Source organism: Arthrobacter sp. NPDC080073 (genome assembly GCF_040686575.1).
Taxonomy (GTDB): Bacteria; Actinomycetota; Actinomycetes; order Actinomycetales; family Micrococcaceae; genus Arthrobacter.
In genome coordinates, this window is the sequence record NZ_JBFBKR010000013.1 from 18,128 (window position 1) to 34,294 (window position 16,167).

General features: G+C 64.4%; 14 protein-coding genes and 1 tRNA gene. 6 read left to right on the top strand and 9 right to left on the bottom strand.

Annotation, left to right across the window (positions count from 1 at the left end):
* Positions 1–5: 5 nt before the first annotated feature.
* Positions 6–1,616 carry an ABC-F family ATP-binding cassette domain-containing protein gene (locus tag AB0O52_RS15105; protein ID WP_364538896.1) on the bottom strand — a complete coding sequence of 537 codons (1,611 nt, stop codon included), beginning with the start codon at positions 1,614–1,616 and terminating at the stop codon, positions 6–8.
* Between the two features lie 436 nt (positions 1,617–2,052).
* Here AB0O52_RS15105 and AB0O52_RS15110 point away from each other — a divergent pair, with 436 nt between their 5' ends.
* On the top strand, positions 2,053–3,294 hold the full coding sequence (locus AB0O52_RS15110) for a hypothetical protein (protein ID WP_364538898.1): 1,242 nt from the start codon (positions 2,053–2,055) through the stop codon (positions 3,292–3,294).
* A gap of 135 nt (positions 3,295–3,429) precedes the next feature.
* On the opposite strand, the gene AB0O52_RS15115 is transcribed toward AB0O52_RS15110, so the two are convergent.
* Both AB0O52_RS15115 and AB0O52_RS15120 read right to left on the bottom strand, forming a co-directional pair.
* A complete protein-coding gene (locus AB0O52_RS15115; RefSeq protein ID WP_364538900.1) occupies positions 3,430–4,380 on the bottom strand; it encodes a D-2-hydroxyacid dehydrogenase family protein in 951 nt (316 codons plus the stop codon).
* 74 nt (positions 4,381–4,454) lie between these two features.
* Entirely contained in the window at positions 4,455–5,429 is a 975-nt protein-coding gene (locus AB0O52_RS15120; protein ID WP_364538902.1) for an ABC transporter substrate-binding protein, read from the bottom strand.
* A gap of 190 nt (positions 5,430–5,619) precedes the next feature.
* Between AB0O52_RS15120 and AB0O52_RS15125 the strand changes: the two genes are divergently transcribed.
* The 3 genes from AB0O52_RS15125 to AB0O52_RS15135 all read left to right on the top strand — a co-directional run bounded on the left by AB0O52_RS15125 (position 5,620) and on the right by AB0O52_RS15135 (position 10,017).
* Positions 5,620–6,048, top strand: coding sequence for a nuclear transport factor 2 family protein (locus AB0O52_RS15125; RefSeq protein WP_364538904.1), 429 nt, complete (start codon positions 5,620–5,622; stop codon positions 6,046–6,048).
* A 111-nt stretch (positions 6,049–6,159) separates the two neighbouring features.
* Complete coding sequence (locus tag AB0O52_RS15130; protein ID WP_364538906.1) at positions 6,160–7,149, top strand: LLM class flavin-dependent oxidoreductase; 990 nt, start codon at positions 6,160–6,162, stop codon at positions 7,147–7,149.
* Positions 7,150–7,377: 228 nt separating this feature from the next.
* The gene (locus tag AB0O52_RS15135) at positions 7,378–10,017 is read left to right on the top strand and encodes a trehalase-like domain-containing protein (RefSeq protein ID WP_364538908.1); all 2,640 of its coding nucleotides are present in this window, start codon (positions 7,378–7,380) and stop codon (positions 10,015–10,017) included.
* 9 nt (positions 10,018–10,026) lie between these two features.
* On the opposite strand, the gene AB0O52_RS15140 is transcribed toward AB0O52_RS15135, so the two are convergent.
* The 3 genes from AB0O52_RS15140 to AB0O52_RS15150 all read right to left on the bottom strand — a co-directional run bounded on the left by AB0O52_RS15140 (position 10,027) and on the right by AB0O52_RS15150 (position 12,410).
* Positions 10,027–10,953: an AEC family transporter gene (locus AB0O52_RS15140; RefSeq protein WP_364538910.1), complete on the bottom strand. Its 927-nt coding sequence runs from the start codon at positions 10,951–10,953 to the stop codon at positions 10,027–10,029.
* A 110-nt stretch (positions 10,954–11,063) separates the two neighbouring features.
* Entirely contained in the window at positions 11,064–11,492 is a 429-nt protein-coding gene (panD, locus tag AB0O52_RS15145) for an aspartate 1-decarboxylase (RefSeq protein ID WP_364538912.1), read from the bottom strand.
* Positions 11,493–11,555: 63 nt separating this feature from the next.
* Positions 11,556–12,410, bottom strand: coding sequence for a LysR substrate-binding domain-containing protein (locus tag AB0O52_RS15150; RefSeq protein ID WP_364538914.1), 855 nt, complete (start codon positions 12,408–12,410; stop codon positions 11,556–11,558).
* A gap of 150 nt (positions 12,411–12,560) precedes the next feature.
* Between AB0O52_RS15150 and AB0O52_RS15155 the strand changes: the two genes are divergently transcribed.
* A complete protein-coding gene (locus AB0O52_RS15155; protein WP_364538916.1) occupies positions 12,561–13,958 on the top strand; it encodes an MFS transporter in 1,398 nt (465 codons plus the stop codon).
* A gap of 78 nt (positions 13,959–14,036) precedes the next feature.
* On the opposite strand, the gene AB0O52_RS15160 is transcribed toward AB0O52_RS15155, so the two are convergent.
* From AB0O52_RS15160 to AB0O52_RS15170, 3 genes are all read right to left on the bottom strand, one after another.
* A complete protein-coding gene (locus AB0O52_RS15160; protein ID WP_364538918.1) occupies positions 14,037–15,191 on the bottom strand; it encodes a N(5)-(carboxyethyl)ornithine synthase in 1,155 nt (384 codons plus the stop codon).
* Positions 15,188–15,322 (bottom strand): hypothetical protein, encoded by a 135-nt coding sequence (locus AB0O52_RS15165; RefSeq protein ID WP_264637052.1) that lies wholly within the window; start codon positions 15,320–15,322, stop codon positions 15,188–15,190. The genes AB0O52_RS15160 and AB0O52_RS15165 overlap by 4 nt, the downstream gene beginning before the upstream one ends.
* Before the next feature lie 85 nt (positions 15,323–15,407).
* Positions 15,408–15,481, bottom strand: a tRNA-Gly gene (locus AB0O52_RS15170).
* 237 nt (positions 15,482–15,718) lie between these two features.
* Here AB0O52_RS15170 and AB0O52_RS15175 point away from each other — a divergent pair.
* Positions 15,719–16,165, top strand: coding sequence for an SRPBCC family protein (locus tag AB0O52_RS15175; protein ID WP_364538920.1), 447 nt, complete (start codon positions 15,719–15,721; stop codon positions 16,163–16,165).
* The last annotated feature ends 2 nt before the right edge of the window (positions 16,166–16,167 follow it).

A 16,167-nucleotide genomic window follows, 5' to 3' on the forward strand; every position in this document is an offset into this window, starting at 1 on the left:
GGTCGCTAGGCGAGCAGCTCGGTGCGCTCGCTCAAGCCCCCTAGACCGTCAAGCTCGGCCACTGTGTCGATATTCAGGCGCTTGAGAAACCCGTGATTGTGGCTCACGATCAACAGTGCGCCGCGGTAGGCGTCGAGGGCTTCGGCGAGCTGCTCGACGCTCGCAATGTCGAGGTTGTTCGTCGGTTCGTCGAGGACCAGTAGCTGGGCGGGCGGCTCCGCCAGGAGCAGCTTCGCGAGGCTGACCCGGAACCGTTCTCCTCCCGACAGGCTGGAGACCGGGCGATCAACGGTGGATCCCCGGAGGAGGAGGCGTGCCAGTTGATTGCGGATGTCTCCGGGCGTCGACGCCGGGGCCGCCTCCCTGACGTTGTCCAGTGCCGAGCGGGAATCGTCCAGACCGTCGAGCCGTTGTTGGAGGTATCCCACCCGGTCGGTCAGCAGCCGTCCGATGAGCCGGCCCGAGGAATCTGCTGGGCGTCCCTCGACGAGGTGCGTGAGGAGCGTCGACTTGCCAGAGCCGTTGGGTCCCACCAAGGCCACGCGCTCGGGGCCTTGGATGAGAATCGTGCGGGAGCCGTCGCTCAGCTCGGCGATCCGGCGGCTCCGCGGCACATCGGGATCGGGAAGAGTGAGATGGATGTGCTCAACCTCCCGGACCCTCGCGTCGGCGGCGTCGACGGCGGCCTGGGCTGATAGCACCTTGCCGTCGAGGGTCGAGCGCATAGAGCCCGCAGATGCTTGCGCCCTGCTCGCACGGTTGCCGGCCAGGATCTTCGGCATGCCGCCGCTGGCTTGGGTTTTCTTCGCTGTGCGCTCGCGGCGGGCAAGCTTCGTTTCGGCTTCGACGCGTTGTTTCTTCTCGACCTTCAGCGCTTGCTGGGCGCTGCGGGCTGCCTGGATGGCGGCGGCTTGTTCCTGCTCGCGATGTTCTGAGAAAAGGCTGTAAGGGCCACCAAACACGTCAAGCTTGCCGGCATGAAGCTCAGCTGTGGAGTCCATGTGCTCAAGCAATTCGAGGTCGTGGCTGACCACCACGAGTGTGCCCGGCCAGCTGTCCACTAAGTCTGCAAGTTTGGCCCGGGTGCGCCGATCAAGGTTGTTGGTTGGCTCGTCGAGGAGCGTGACCGGGGTGCGGCGGATGCGCAGCCCGGTCAGCGCGATGAGCATTGCCTCGCCACCTGAGAGCTCCCCGACCTGTCGCTTGAGATCACCCGCGGAGAAGCCGATTTCGTGCAGCGCCTCGTCTGCCCGGGACTCAATGTCCCAGTCGTCGCCGACCGTGTCGAAATGGCGCTCATCAACGTCGCCATCCTCAATGGCATGGAGCCCCTTGAGGATGGTGTCGATGCCGAGCAATGCGGCGACCGTCGTGTCGTGTCCGAGGGTCAGCGTCTGGGGGAGGTAGGCGACGTCACCGACGGTTTCGACGCGCCCCAGGGTCGGCTTTAGCTTGCCGGCGATTAGACGGAGCAGGGTCGATTTTCCTGCACCATTGCGACCGACTAGTCCAGTCCGGCCGGTGGTCATGGCGCCATTGAGCCGGTTAAGAGCGGGGCTGCCGTCAGGCCACTCGAATGACAGGTCGTGCAAGGTGATGGCTGATTGTGCTGACATGAGACACAGTCCTTTGGTTCTTGCCCATCAGGGGGCGTAGTCATGGGTCGACGTGCTCTCTCCGGGGCGCGTAAACGCGCGCTACTTCGGAGGGCACTGCACCTGACGTATGGAGCTATCAGCGAAGCCGGGCCGCCGGGAACAGCGACTCCAGACAGCTGAAAGGGGATTTTCACCGGGCGCGCATGAGCGCAATCAACCGGTCGGCCACCGAACGTCAGGTGGCTAGGCTCTGTCGACCTCAATCTCCATAGCCAAAACCATATCGGCAAACTTCTAGAGCGGCCAATTGGGAGGACTGTTATAGAGCCGGATCGCAGGGACATCGTCGCATTCAAGGGCGTGCATAGGTTTTAGCTCTTCCCTTTCGGGACTCGCGCAGGGGCCCTGCAGTTCCCCGACTACGGCAGTGCCGTGGCGCGTGCCATCCTTGGGTATGGCACGAACTTGGTTATCGGTGACGGTGGAACTGCTCGGCGGTCGTGGCGAGGAGCTGTGGCCGTGGCCCGGGCGCGTCTTCGCGGTCGGACCCTCGCATACCTTCATGGATCTCGCCAACGCCATCAACGATGCCTTCGCCCGATGGGACCGCTCGCACCTGTCACTGTTCACCCTGGCCGACGGCCGGATTATTACTGATGAAGAGACGGGAGCTGAGATCGCCGGATCGTTCCGCGGGCCGATCATCGCGCCGATGGACATTGCTGCGGTCAAGGTCGTCCGGACGGTGGAGCCTGGGGCTGAGTTTCAGTTTACGTTTGACCTCGGTGACTCTTGGATACACCGTTGCGTGGTCGGGGAGGTGAAGGTCGACCCGCTTGAGGTATTGGGTATCCGCCCTGAGGTCCCCTTGCCGTACTGGGGTTGGGGGAGCATCCCGGACCAGTACGGGCGCCGGTGGGCCGACGACGACGGCGAGAGCCCGGCCCCGGGGAAACCGAGCCGGCCGCACCCGATGCTGCTGCACGCCTGGCCCGCACAGGTGCAAGTGCCCCGGCTCGACCTGCCGGAACTGCGGGAAGCCATCGCCGCGGCAAATGCGGCCCGCTTCCTCGCGTCGGTGACGGGACACGATATCGATGACGCTCTTCAACAGGTGGGGGCCGGCATCCCGATGGCGCTGAAGCAAAGACGACAGGAAGCCGAGCCGGTGGCACTCTCGGTTATCAACCGGCTGACTTGGCGCGAGGGCGCCGGGGACCGGATCCTGGCCGAGGACCTTCTAGCCGCCCTGCGCCGCGAGCCGCTGATAGGCAAAGTGGTGCCAGTAGACCTGGACCTGCTCAGCACCGTGTTGGAAGGGGATCCCGAACTGTCGGCCGGTGGCTACCTCGACCTACACACCGGGCAGGTGTACGACGAGAGCGCTACTGACCCGATGATGGTCGGGGAGGACGCCGCCATCGATGTGGAGGAGGAGCCGGACCGTTGGCTTCGAATCAGCCGCGCTGATTCCCGGAACGGTTGGCGGGACATGGCGGCCTTCGCCGGGCGGCAGCACGATGAGGCCCTTCGGGAGCGGCTGGAGCGGGCGATCGAGGGCAAAGGTGCCTTCTTCCGGTTCCGTGACCTCGTCCACGGCGAGAACCTTAGCGAACAGTGGTACGCCTTCTCCGCGGACCGCCAGATGGGCCGTGCCCGCGAGTTCCTCGCTGACCACGGCATCCGCGTGGCTTGACGAACCGGGGCTGGCGTCCGCAGCGGTCCAAGCAATAGTCAACATGGCGCGCGACGAACTCGGATTGCACCGCATCGAGGCGAGCAAGTGGTCCTTCACGACTGACAGGCTCAGTCAGCCCGCGACCATGACGCCCTAAGAAGTGAGCAACCGCACCGGATTCCCCCGGACCCACTCGCGGACGTCCTCGAACGCCTCGCCGTAGAAGCGGGCGTAGCTTTGCGACGTGACGTAACCCAAGTGCGGTGTCAGCACGGTTCGCGGCGCAGTGAGGAGGGGGTGGCCCGCCGGGAGGGGCTCGACGTCGTATACGTCCAGGGCCGCGCCGCCAAGCCACCCTTCGTTGAGCCCGCGGAGGAGGGCAGCCTCGTCCACGATCGGCCCGCGGGCTGTGTTCACCAGGACCCCTTCGGGGCCGAGGAGGCGCAGTTCGTCCTCCCCTACGAGTCCCCGGGACCGTTCCGATAACCGCACGTGGACACTCACGACGTCGGCCTCCCGGAAGAGTGCCTCTTTACGCACCTTCCTGGCACCGGCCGCGGCGGCAGTCTCTTCCGTGAGGTTCGGACTCCAAGCAATCACCTCCATGCCGAACGCCTTCGCGTAACCGGCGATTTTGCTCCCGATATTGCCCAGTCCCAGCACTCCGAGGGTCTTTCCTGACAGTTCGAAACCAACAGTAGATTGCCAGTTTCCCGCGCGCAGCCGACGGTCCTCGAACGGCACCTTGCGTGCGAAAGCGAGGATCAGGGCCCACGTCAACTCGGGCGCCGCGGCGGGTGAGCCGCCCGTCCCACAGACAGTGATGCCCTGCTCCTCGGCCGCGCGCAGGTCGATGGCTGCGTTGGCCATTCCGGTGGTGACCAGGAGCTTCAGCTTCGGCAGTTGCCGGAGGAGCCCGGCGTCGAAAGCGGTCCGTTCCCGCATGGCCATGACGATGTCGAAGTCGCGGAGGGCGTGCACCGCGTTCGCCAGAGGCTCCGTGAAGACGGTGACATCAACGCCATCACCGGCAAGCTCAGCCCACGGCGCATAGTCGTAGGCGACGGCCTGGTAGTCGTCGAGGATGGCAAGGCGCTGGACCATGGAATTCCCTTTCGCTGGGCGGAGTCGCGGCTATGTGGAAAGTTACACCCGCAAGTCGATGCTTAAATCCTTCCCTAGCTCTTCGGCAAGCCCGGCGGGTTCAGTTCAGACTTCTGGATGCCTTCCGCGGTGAGACCCCAGCGGTCAAGGATCTTCCCGTACGTACCATCCTTGATGAGCGAGTTCAGGCCTGCCTGCGCTGCCACAGCGAAGCCGTTGCCCTTCTTGGTGGTCACCGCGATGCTCGCCTTGAGCGGCCACCCGCCGTCAACCAGGCCCACGTTCTTGGTCTTGCCATCGGTCTGCGACTTGTAGGAAGCTGTCGCGTTCGGCCCGAACGTCAGGTCCGCGCGGCCCGACTGAAGCGCCAGCGTTGAGGCCGAGTCGTCGTCGTAATACTGGAATTCGACCGGCTTCAAGCCGTTCTTCTTGTTCTCGGCGTCCCAGCGCAACAGGATTGCCTCCTGGTTGGTGCCCGAGCCCACAATGATCCGCTTGCCCGCCACGTCGGGAGCCGAGTCCACCTTCGTGATGGAGCTGTCGCTCTTGGCATAGAAGCCCAGTTTGTCCTCGCGGTAGCTGGCGAAATCGAACTTGAGCTTGCGCTCCTCCGTCACGGTGACGTTCGAGATGACGGCCTCGTACTTGCCCGATTCCACGCCCAGCGGCCAGTCGGCCCACGCCGTCGGGACAATGTCCGACTTCAGTCCCAACGATTCTGCCAGCGCGACGGCGATGTCCACCTCGTTGCCCACCGGCGTCTTGTTGTCCGTGGCATAGACGGCGAGCGGGGCGGCGAAGGGACTTACCGCAACGGTCAGCTTGCCATCCGCCTTGACCGACTCGGGCACAAGCGCGGCGGCCTCTGGCGAGACCTTCACCGGGAAGCGGTTCTGCTCCGGCGACAGGTTGAAGGTTTTGCTGGCGGAGGCGGACGACGACGGCGCTGGCGCGGCTGAGGCGCCCGGGTCCGAGCACGCGGCGAGACCGAGAGTTGTGGTCACCGCGAGTGCCAGCGCGGTGCCTGTTTTGAGGCGTGAAATAGCCATGAATGTCCCCTTCGAAAGTGATGGATGGTGTGCGTTGCAGCAACTATCCGGCAGGGCCCGGTACCGGTCAAAGCGCTGTGAAACGCGGGGATACAGGGGTTAACGGAAGTTCATTCGAGGTCCCGAGGAGTCACACTCGGGCCGCGGTGTAGGCTTCCCACACAACCGCAGGCACGTGAGGAGATTTTTCGTGAGCAACGATCAAACCCCGGTTACCCAGGCGCTGGATTCCTACGCAGCTGCTGTCCACGCGAAAGATGTTGACGCATTCACGGCGCTCTACGACGAGAACGTGCACATTTACGATTCCTGGGGACAATGGCAATACACCGGAATCGAGGCTTGGCGGTCGATGGCCGGCGAATGGTTCTCTTCGCTTGGCGATGAGCGCGTTCAGGTCGAATTCAATGATGTCCACTCCGTCGCGGGGGAGGACGTGGCTTTCGGGCATGCTGCTGTGACCTTCGCCGGGATCTCGGCCGAAGGCGAACGGCTGCGGGCGATGACCAACCGCTTCACCATTTGCCTTGAGAAGAAGGACGACACCTGGAAGATCGCCCACGAGCACTCTTCCCTGCCCATCGACATGGAGACCGGCAAAGGCATCTTCACGAGCTGAGACGGAACCCACGCAGGCGAGAGAAATAACCCGGGCGCCGCCGTCGTTGTCGCAAGAGTGGCCGGGGAACCGGCCCTTTGAACGAAACCACCTTCGAAAGGCCGGCATAACGTGACTGTTCCCCTCTCCATCCTCGACCTGGCAATTATCGGCAAAGGCCAGACGGCGGCGGAGAGTTTCGCCGGGAGCGTCGCCATGGCGCAACTGGCCGAACGGCTCGGATACCGGCGGATCTGGTACGCCGAGCACCACAACATGGGCTCAATCGCGTCCTCGGCCACGAGCGTGCTGATCGCCCACATCGCGGCCAACACGAGCACCATCCGGCTCGGCGCCGGCGGGGTCATGCTGCCCAACCACTCGCCGCTCACCATCGCGGAGCAGTTCGGCACCCTCGAGACGCTGCACCCGGGCCGCATCGACCTCGGCCTCGGACGGGCGCCCGGCAGCGACCAGAACACGATGCGTGCACTCCGCCGCGACCCCATGGCTGCGGACACCTTCCCACAGGATGTCCTGGAGTTGCAGGGCTACCTCACTGGACCCACCCGGATCCAAGGGGTTGAAGCAACGCCCGGCAAGGGCACCAACGTACCCTTGTACATCCTCGGTTCCTCCCTGTTCGGGGCGCATTTGGCGGCGCAGCTCGGCCTGCCCTACGCCTTCGCCTCACACTTCGCACCCAACGCGCTGCAGGACGCCGTCGCGGTCTACCGCCGCGAGTTCAAGCCGTCCGATCAGCTGCAGGAACCGTACGTGATCGCGGGAGTGAACGTGGTGGCCGCGGATTCGGCGGCCGAAGCCCAACGGCTTTTCCTTGAGGTCAAGCGGGACCGCGTCTCCCGCTTCCTGGGCGGCGGACGCGAATTCACCGACGCCGAGGCGGACCTCATCCTCGACTCGCCGCAGGGCCAGCACATCGCGCAAATGGTGAAGTACTCAGCCGTGGGCACACCGGAAGTGGTGCGCGATTACCTCGAGGAGTTTGCCCGCCACGCCGACGCCGACGAACTGATCGTTGCGCACCAAAGCACGGGCACGGAGCAGCGGTTGCGTTCCGTGGAGCTGGTGGCGGAAGCCGTGGGACTGACCAGGGTATAGCGGCTCGCGTCACGCTGAGCAGACTTTTGTAGCGTCCGACGGCGGTCTGCCGCGGAATTGCGCGGAACGCACCTCTGCTCCGGGCCAAAAGAATGCGTGGCGTGACACGGCGCCAGGGTGTACCTCGCGAACCAGGAAAACTCGTTACACCCCGGCAATACGCGGGTCATGGAGGCGAAACTCCCCGGGCGGAAACTGGACGAATCCACCCTGGAAGGATCGTCCCCCATGGCTACTCCGCTCAATTTGTCCGTGGCCGATTCGGCACTGCTGACGAAGTCGCTTCCGCTGGGCCTCCTGCGGACCGTCGTCCAATCCGAGGCCGCCCACGACGGAATCACTCCGGAGCTGCTCGCGGAACTCAGGATGCTGGCCCGGACTCCGGGGCTCCTGGTGGCCTGCAACTACGGTGGAACCCTCTGTACTGCGGAAGGCGTATCCACTGAGACGCTCCCTTTGGGGAGTGCCGCCGTCGCGCTCCGGGCACTGGCAGCGCTGCCGAACACGCACACGGCCGTCATCTCCGGCAGGTCGCTGCGGGACCTTGCCGCAGTGTCACGGCTGCCGGCGGAAGTCCACCTCGTAGGTTCGCACGGCGCCGAGTTCGACATGACCTACGCCTACAGCGTCTCGATGGCAACGGAAGCCGTCCTCCAGCAGGCTGCGACCGCCCTGAATGAATCCGTCGGTTTCGAAAAGGGCGTCAGCATCGAGCGCAAGCCCGTGGCGGTAGCCATCCACACCAGGCCGGCCACACCTGCCGTCGTGGCACGGGTGACGCGCGAGGCACACCAGATCGCCCGTGAATTGGGCCTGTTTTTCATAGTGGACGGATCCGTACTGGACCTGTCCATCGTGGAACCCTCCAAAGACGCCGCGCTGGAGCATCTGCGTACACAGTTGGGGGCCAGCGCGGCCCTGTTTGCCGGCGACGCCGACAGCGATGAGCTCGCGATCGCCACCTTGCGGGGCCCGGATCTTGGCCTGCACGTCGGAGATGGAGAAACCGCGGCGCGCCACCGTTTGCCGGACCCGGAGGCCTTCGCCAAAGTGCTCGCCATCCTGTTCGAGCTGCGGCGCGCGTGGCTGTTCGGCGAGGACGCGGTGGGGCTTGAGCGGCATTCGATGATCGGCAACGGGACGTCGACGGCGTTGCTCACCCCGGAAGCCAAGATCTGCTGGATGAGCCATCCCCTCCCGGATTCCGGCTCCTTGTTTGCGCATATCCTTGGTGGCGACCCGGCCGGCCACTTCAGCGTGGAACCGGTCAAGGCGTCTAAGGTGCTGGGCCAGCGCTATGTGGACAACACCATGATCGTGGAGACCCGCTGGGCGGACGTCACGGTCACCGACTACCTCGAGCCGGCACCGGACGGCATCACCAGCCTGGTCCGGGTCCTGTCCGGAACCGGCAGCGCGCGGATTGTTTTCGCACCACGGCCGGACTATGCCAACGCACCGTTCAACATGGAAGTCCGCGGCGAAGAGCTGCACGTCGTGGGAACCTCGGATCCCATCATCCTCTTCGCCCCCGGGGTGTCCTTCACGGTGACGAGCGACGGCAAGCACGGCACCGCAACCGCGGAAGTCAGCCTCGCGTACGGGCCTGTAGTCATGAACCTGAGGTGCGGAGACACTGAGCCGACGACGCCGGACCCTGCCGGAGAGCTCGCCCGGCGGGCCGCCGTCGCGCACCAATCCCGGCAGTGGGTCCGTGGGCTGGAACTGCCCGACATGAAACCGTCGCTGGTGCGGCGCTCGGCACTGGTCCTGAAAGCGCTGGTGCACGAGCCCACCGGCGCTGTCCTCGCGGCTCCAACCACGTCGCTGCCGGAAGGGATCGGCGGCACCCGCAACTGGGACTACCGCTACTGCTGGCTCCGCGACGGCTCCATGACGGTCAATGCGCTCGTGGACCTGGGTTCCACCGAGGAAGCAGACGGGTTCCTCCGCTGGCTGGGCCGCATCCTGGAGAACGCTCCCGGTCCGGAATGGCTGCATCCCCTGTACTCCGTGACCGGCTCCCCGCTGTCGACGGAGGCAATTATCGAGAGCCTTCCAGGTTATGCCGGTTCGCGGCCCGTACGGATCGGGAACGCCGCCGACCACCAAGTGCAGCTGGACGTCTTCGGGCCGATCGCCGAGCTCATCCAGACCCTCAGCAAGCGCCGCGGCACCTTGCCGGACGAGCACTGGAGACTCATGGAGCAGATGGCCTCGGCCGTCTTGGCCCGCTGGCACGAAGCGGACCACGGCATCTGGGAAGCCCGGCGGGCGCCACGGCACCACATCTACACCAAGGTGATGTGCTGGGTGACCCTGGACCGGGCCATGCAGACGGCGGTCCGGTTCCGGCGCCCCATCGGGACCGAGTGGGAGGAAACGGCCAACGTCATCCGCGCGGAAGTCCTCCGCGAGGGCTGGGATGATTCCGCGAACTCCTACACCGTGGCCTACGACAGCCCGGACCTCGACGCGGCCGTGTTGCATATCGGACTGTCGGGCCTTCTGGACGTCCGCGACCAGCGCTTCCTGGACACCGTCACCGCCGTGGAGCGGGAACTCCGGGTGGGTCCCACCGTATTCCGGTACAGGTACGACGACGGCCTGCCGGGTCTGGAGGGCGGGTTCCACATTTGTACCACCTGGCTCATTGAGGCGTACCTGGCCGTGGGCCGGCTGGACGACGCGCTCGAGTTGTTCAACCAGCTCGTGGCGCTCTTCGGTCCCACCGGCCTGCTTCCCGAGGAATTCGACCCGGGCACCGAGACCCACTTGGGAAACCACCCACAGGCGTATTCACACTTGGGCTTCATACGCTGCGCACAGCTGCTGGACAGGTACCTGGACTCGGTGGACGAAGAGTAGGCGGAAATGCTAAGTGAGCAGCAGGGCCACGGCGATCATTGCCGGGACGGCCACCACCGTGGTGATCAGGACCGTATCCTTGGCCACGGTGATTCCCGTGTTGTAGCGGCTCGCGGCAACGAACACGTTCTGCGCAGTGGGCAGGGCCGCCGTGACCACCACGGCGAACAACGCATGCGCCTCCAGGCCAAGCGCGAAGCGGGCGAACAGGTACGCCATCGTGGGGTGGACAAACAGCTTGAAGCCGCTGGCAAGGAGGGTGTCCGTCCGGCGGCCTGTGTCCTTTTGCAGGGGCCGGGAGCCGTTCAGGCTCATCCCGAACGCCATGAGCATCGCGGGAATGGCGGCACCCCCGATCAAGTGGATGGGGTCCATGATGAGCGAGGGCACTTGCCAGCCCGTTCCAGCCACCACCAAGCCGAGGGCCGATCCCACGATCATCGGATTCCGCACGATCATCAGGACGAAGCGCAGGGGAGTGGTGCGGTGGGCGCTGGTGCTCGCGTCGAGCGCCATCAGGTACATGGGAGTGAAGAATGCGAGCTGGAAGATCAGGAGTGGAGCCACATAGCTTGCGTCGCCTAGGACGAACACGGCGATGGGGATGCCGAGGTTCGCGGAGTTGGCCAAGGAAGCGCTCATGGAGGACATGAGCGATTCGGGCAGGGAGCGTTTGAGCCAGAACTTCACGATGACGAAGAACAGGCTGCCAGTGACAACGGCTCCCACCGCCGTGACCAGGAGCGGAGCGGCGAAGATGTCGCGGAGATGGGCCTTGCCCAGGGTTTCAAAGAGAAGCGCGGGGCTCGCGACGAAGAAAGTGAGGCCGCTGAGGACCGAACGCGCGTTCTCGCCCAGGATCCCGCGCTTGCCGACGAACATGCCCACCAGAATGATGGCCCACACCACGAAGAACCCGGAAAGGACGCCCAGCATTACGGCATCCGGAGGGGGATGGGCGCGGGACGGCGTGGGTTCACAGTCCCAGCCTAAATCAGCTTTATTCGCCTGTAGGGCCCGACGGCGGCATGTTCCGCCATGTGGACTTAGTTCAGGTCTGCGTTGTTCAGGGCGTGCGGCGGGCGCATAACGCCGGGGGTGATGCCTTCGGCCGGATCGCTGCCGAGCTGGACGATTTTGTTGGTCCTGTCCACATGGACAACCTTGGGTTGGTAGGACTTGGCCTCTTCGGTGGTCATCTCCGCGTAGGTGATGAGAATGACGACGTCGCCCACGTGCACCAGGTGCGCTGCGGCCCCGTTGATGCCGATGACGCCGGAGCCGCGCTCGCCGGCAATGGTGTAAGTTTCCAGGCGCGCACCATTGGTCACGTCAACAATGGAGACGAGTTCGCCCGGGAGAATATCCGCAGCATCCAGCAGATCCAGGTCGACCGTCACTGAACCTACATAGTGCAGGTCGGCATGGGTCACCGTGGCACGGTGGATCTTGGACTTAAACATTGTGCGGTTCATAACGTGACAAGTTTAGCGCGTGGCCGCTCGATCGCCGGGTGATGCCTGACACAGGTGCCGCAGCTACCCCTGCTTGTTGAGCGTTCTGCCGATGATCGCCTGCGTCAGCGCATCCACTACCTCGGCGTTCGCCAACGGGTTGCGGATCAAAGTGAAGTCGACGTCGCCCACGGGCGGGAGGTCGAAGCGCTTGGTGATCACGGTGAGGTCCTCAGGGACCAGTGACGACGGCATAACGGCGACGCCGATGCCCGCGCGCACCGCTGCCAAGACGCCGGCGATCTGCTTGGTCGAGCAGGTGACCCGCCACGTCCGGCCCATGGCTTCCAGGGCGTCGATGGCCAGTTTCCGGCTGACGCTCGGGGCCGGATAGCAGATCAGCGGCACAGGGCTGGCCGGGTCCAGCACCGTCTGTTCGACGCCGACCCAGGCAAACTTGTCGTGCCGGACGACTGTTCCGTCCTTCGCTTCGCCCACCCACTTCACGAACACAAGATCCAATTGGCCCGCGTTGACGCGTTTGTAGAGCTGGTCGCTCTGGCTGACGGTGAGTTCCAGGTTGATCTGGGGATACAGCTGCCTGAACTCGCGCAGGATCCGGGGCAAGCCCGTAATGGCGAGATCGTCCGCGGTCCCGAACCGCAAGCGGCCGCGCATGGCGGAGCCGGAAAAGTACCTCGCTGCGGAATCGTGTGCGGAGAGGATGTTGCGGGCAAAGCCTGCCATGGCATCGCCGTTGTCGGTGAGCCGAACATCCCGGGTGTCGCGGGCTACGAGCGCCCGTTTGGCTGCGGTCTCCAGCTTTCTCACATGCTGGCTGACCGTGGGCTGGGCCAGGCCGAGGCGCTCGGCTGCCTTCGTGAAACTCAAAGTCTCGGCCACGGCCAGGAAGGACCGCAGCTGCACAGGTTCGAACACGGGACTCCTTGAATAGCTACGTTCACCGCCGCTCACGCCGGTGTATTGCACTTCGCAATGCTAGTTATACGGCCAATTTACTTCCATAATCACCGCGGCCAACCCTAGCGTTAAAGGCATCCCAGCGAAACGCCTATCCAAGGACTACCTTTGGCACCCCCACCGTCCTCAGCGGCAAACGTCAGCCAACCCGCCATCGATTCACTCATTGCAAGCAGTCGGATTTCACCCGCTGCGGAGCCGGACACGGCAACCCAGCCAATCGCCGTCGTCAGTGAAAGGCTGCCTTGGCGGCACACCTTCATTTCCCTCAAGGTACCCAACTTCCGGATTTTCGCCGTCGGCCACTTCGTCGCAGTCATCGCACTCTGGATGCAGCGGATTGCCCAGGACTGGTTGGTGCTCCAGCTCTCCGGATCCGTCACCGCCGTCGGAATAACCGTGGCATTGCAGTTCATGCCGTCGCTGTTCCTGGGCCCGTGGGGCGGCATGATGGCCGACCGCTTCCCCAAGCGACGCATCCTCATCCTGTGCCAAAGCGTCGCGGCCTCCCTGGCGGCCATCCTCGCCGTGTTGGCGTTGAGCAACCACATCGAGGTGTGGCACGTTTACGTGATCGCGTTCGTCCTGGGCCTCGTGACGGTGCTCGACCAGCCTGCCCGGCAGGTCTTCGTCAACGAGCTCGTGGGACCGAAATACCTGCGCAACGCCATCAGCGTCAACTCCACCACGTTCCAGTTGGGCGGCCTCATTGGTCCCGCACTCGCTGGCGTGCTGCTGACCGCGGTCGGCGCGGGCTGGGCCTTCGCGGGGAACGCCGTGGCCTGCTGCTCCACTGTCACCATGCTCCTGATGCTCCGCAAGAACGAACTTTATGTCAGCACGCCCGTGCCAAAACGCAAGGGAATGCTCCAGGAAGGCCTTCAATACGCCCTCAGCAAGCCCACCATCTACTGGCCGTGGCTCATGGCCGGCTTTGTAGCGGTCTTCGCGATGAGCCTGCCGGTGCTCCTCGCTGCGTTCGCGGACCACATCTACCATGCCGGTGCCGGCGGCTACGGCTTGCTCAACGCGATGGTGGCCCTTGGCGCGCTGACCGGAGCAATCGCCTCGGCACGGCGCCGGCAATTGCGCCTGCGCTCGGTGGTGCTGTGCACGGGGATGTACGGCTTGATGCTGTGCCTGGCGGCGTTGGCGCCGTCCATGGTGTGGCTCTCGGTTGGCATGGTTCTTTCCGGATTCTGGTGCCTCATGTTCCTGACCGCCGCCAACCAGCTGGTCCAGGTCAGTGCCAACATGAGCATCCGCGGCCGCGTCATGAGCCTCTACATCATGGTCCTTATCGGCGGACAAGCCATCGGTGGACCCATGATGGGCTGGCTTGCCGAGCACCTGAACCCGCACGCAGCGCTCTTGGTGTCAGGCGGGGTGCCGGCGCTCGCGGCCGCGACAGTCGCCGTCGTGCTCGCCCGGAGGTCCGAGTTGCGGCTCAAAGTGAACGTCCGGGATCGACGCCGGATGGTACGGATCGTCGCCCAGTCGGCGTAGCGGAGTAACGCCCGAACGCGGCTGAGCCGGGCACCCACCAGGCGCCCGGCTCAGCCGCATTATGAGACTTCGGGGCGATTACGCCGCAAGATGCGGATAGTCCGCCGAGCGCCCTTGGAACTGGAGCACGTCCGGGTTGCGGATGACGCCGTCCCGGATTTCGATGGCTCGGGAGATCGTCTCGTTGGCGTCCCAGGCCTCGGGGCCCGAAATGACGGTTTCGATGAACGGCAGGAGCGCCTCGCTGATCTCCCAGCTGGACGAATTCCACAAGTAGGACGGGCTGTGGTCCACGGCGTAGTAGTTGATGTGGTCGCCCACCGTGAACATGGGTTCGGCGAACGTCGTGGTCCGCGCCCAACTGAAGCCCATGCCTTCGTCGCAGGAGACGTCAACAATCAAGCTGCCCGGCTGGAACGCGTCAAGGTCCTCGGTCCGCAGGTATGTCAGCGGCGAGTTCGGGTCCTGCAGCGTGCAGTTGACCACGATGTCGCTCGCGGCGAGGAACGGAGCGAGTGGCAGGCGGCCACGATCGGTGATGACCTCGCTCAGGAAAGGGGCGTTCTGGTCGTGGTCGAACTGCACTATCCGCACCGAGTGGATGGGGGAGCCGACTGCCGCTACGCCGCGGTTGGTCAGCACCTGGACATCGTGGATGCCGTGGGCATTCAGGGCTGTGACCGCGCCACGCGCTGTGGCCCCGAAGCCGATCACGACGGCGCTCAGCCGCCTTCCGTAGTCACCCGTCGAGCCCGTCAGGGCAAGGGCGTGGATGACGGAACAGTAGCCCGCAAGTTCGTTGTTCTTGTGGAAAACGTGAAGTCCGAAGCCGCCGTCGCTGGCCCAGTGATTCATCGCCTCGAACGCGATCAAGCTCAGCTTCTTGTCGATGGCTAGCTGCGTGATCGCCCGGTCCTGGACGCAGTGCGGCCAGCCCCAGAGGACCTGCCCGTCGCGGAGGCCGGCAAGGTCTTCCGGCTGCGGCTTGGGCAGGAGAATGACCTCCGAATTCGAGATCAGTTCCTCTCTGCTTGCCATGCCACCAACCAGCGGCTCAAGTTGGCTGTCCGAAAAACCGAAGCGCTCGCCGTAGCCGCGCTCAAGCCGGATGTGTTGCCGGAGTTCCGGAGCAATACGCTCCAGGTGCAGGGGATGGACGGGCAGCCGGCGCTCGTCCGGCTTCCGCGATGACGACAGGATGCCGAGCGTCATGGCGCCTATATGGCCGCTCACTTTTTGTTGCCGGTTGCCGGCTTGGCCACCGTTGTCGCGGAGGACTCTGAAGCCCTTTTGTCAGCCCGCTTTTCCTTGATGGATTTGCCGGATTTTTTCGATGCAGCTTGGCGAGGTGATTTGTCAGCCATGATCGCTCCCTAGAGCAGAGCCGAAATGGCTCCTAGCTCCTGACGATACACCCACAGGCTTGGGCATCTTGTATCCGGGTGGCAATGGAGCGGGCGACGGGAATCGAACCCGCGTATCGAGCTTGGGAAGCTAGCGCTCTACCATTGAGCTACGCCCGCAATGCTCCGCAAACCAGCCGGAGCAGATCCCAGCTTAGCGCAGATGGAGCGCGGATCCAGACACAGACTCACCGGCGTCACGGTCTCATCAAATTCCCTGCGGAGCGCGTAAAGATTCGGTTAAGCCTCGACGCGGGTGTGTTGCGTCGCGCCACGCCTGACTATTCTGTAGCAGTTAGCTGCTGCGTCATGGGGAACCCGGCTATGTCCTAGAGCAGTACGCCGAAAGAGGATTCCGTGGCATTTGCAGAGCATGAAGTACTCATTGGCCGCGACGCCATGACCGTTTACCAATTCCTGGTGGACGGCCTCAACAATCCCCTGTGGCGCAGTGGAATCCGCAGCATCTCCCTCCGTTCCGGACATGCCGGCGAAAAGGGTGCTGTCTACCAGCAGACCCTGGCGGGCCCGGGCGGGCGTCCGGTCGCGGCCGACTTCCAAATCACTGAAGCCAGGCCGGGTGCTGAGGTGCGGTTCGCCGTCGTCGCCGGTCCTGCGCGGCCCACAGGCGGCTATTATCTCAGCACCGAGGGCCCCAATACCCGCCTCCGATTCGCCCTGGAGTACCACCCCAAGGGCCTTCAGAAACTCATGAACAGCATGATCCAGAAGACCATGGAAGACGAAGTGGTCCAGCTGGAGCAGCTCAAGTCGGTCATTGAGGAGCAAACCCCGGAGGCGTAGCG

What these genes read in the sequence shown, in the direction of transcription:
- AB0O52_RS15105 (WP_364538896.1), bottom strand. Translation starts at nt 1,616, where the DNA reads ATGTCAGCACAATCAGCCATCACCTTGCACGACCTGTCATTCGAGTGG.
- AB0O52_RS15115 (WP_364538900.1), bottom strand. Translation starts at nt 4,380, where the DNA reads ATGGTCCAGCGCCTTGCCATCCTCGACGACTACCAGGCCGTCGCCTAC.
- AB0O52_RS15165 (WP_264637052.1), bottom strand. Translation starts at nt 15,322, where the DNA reads ATGGCTGACAAATCACCTCGCCAAGCTGCATCGAAAAAATCCGGCAAA.
- AB0O52_RS15110 (WP_364538898.1), top strand. Translation starts at nt 2,053, where the DNA reads ATGGCACGAACTTGGTTATCGGTGACGGTGGAACTGCTCGGCGGTCGT.
- AB0O52_RS15140 (WP_364538910.1), bottom strand. Translation starts at nt 10,953, where the DNA reads ATGCTGGGCGTCCTTTCCGGGTTCTTCGTGGTGTGGGCCATCATTCTG.
- AB0O52_RS15120 (WP_364538902.1), bottom strand. Translation starts at nt 5,429, where the DNA reads ATGGCTATTTCACGCCTCAAAACAGGCACCGCGCTGGCACTCGCGGTG.
- AB0O52_RS15135 (WP_364538908.1), top strand. Translation starts at nt 7,378, where the DNA reads ATGGCTACTCCGCTCAATTTGTCCGTGGCCGATTCGGCACTGCTGACG.
- panD (WP_364538912.1), bottom strand. Translation starts at nt 11,492, where the DNA reads ATGAACCGCACAATGTTTAAGTCCAAGATCCACCGTGCCACGGTGACC.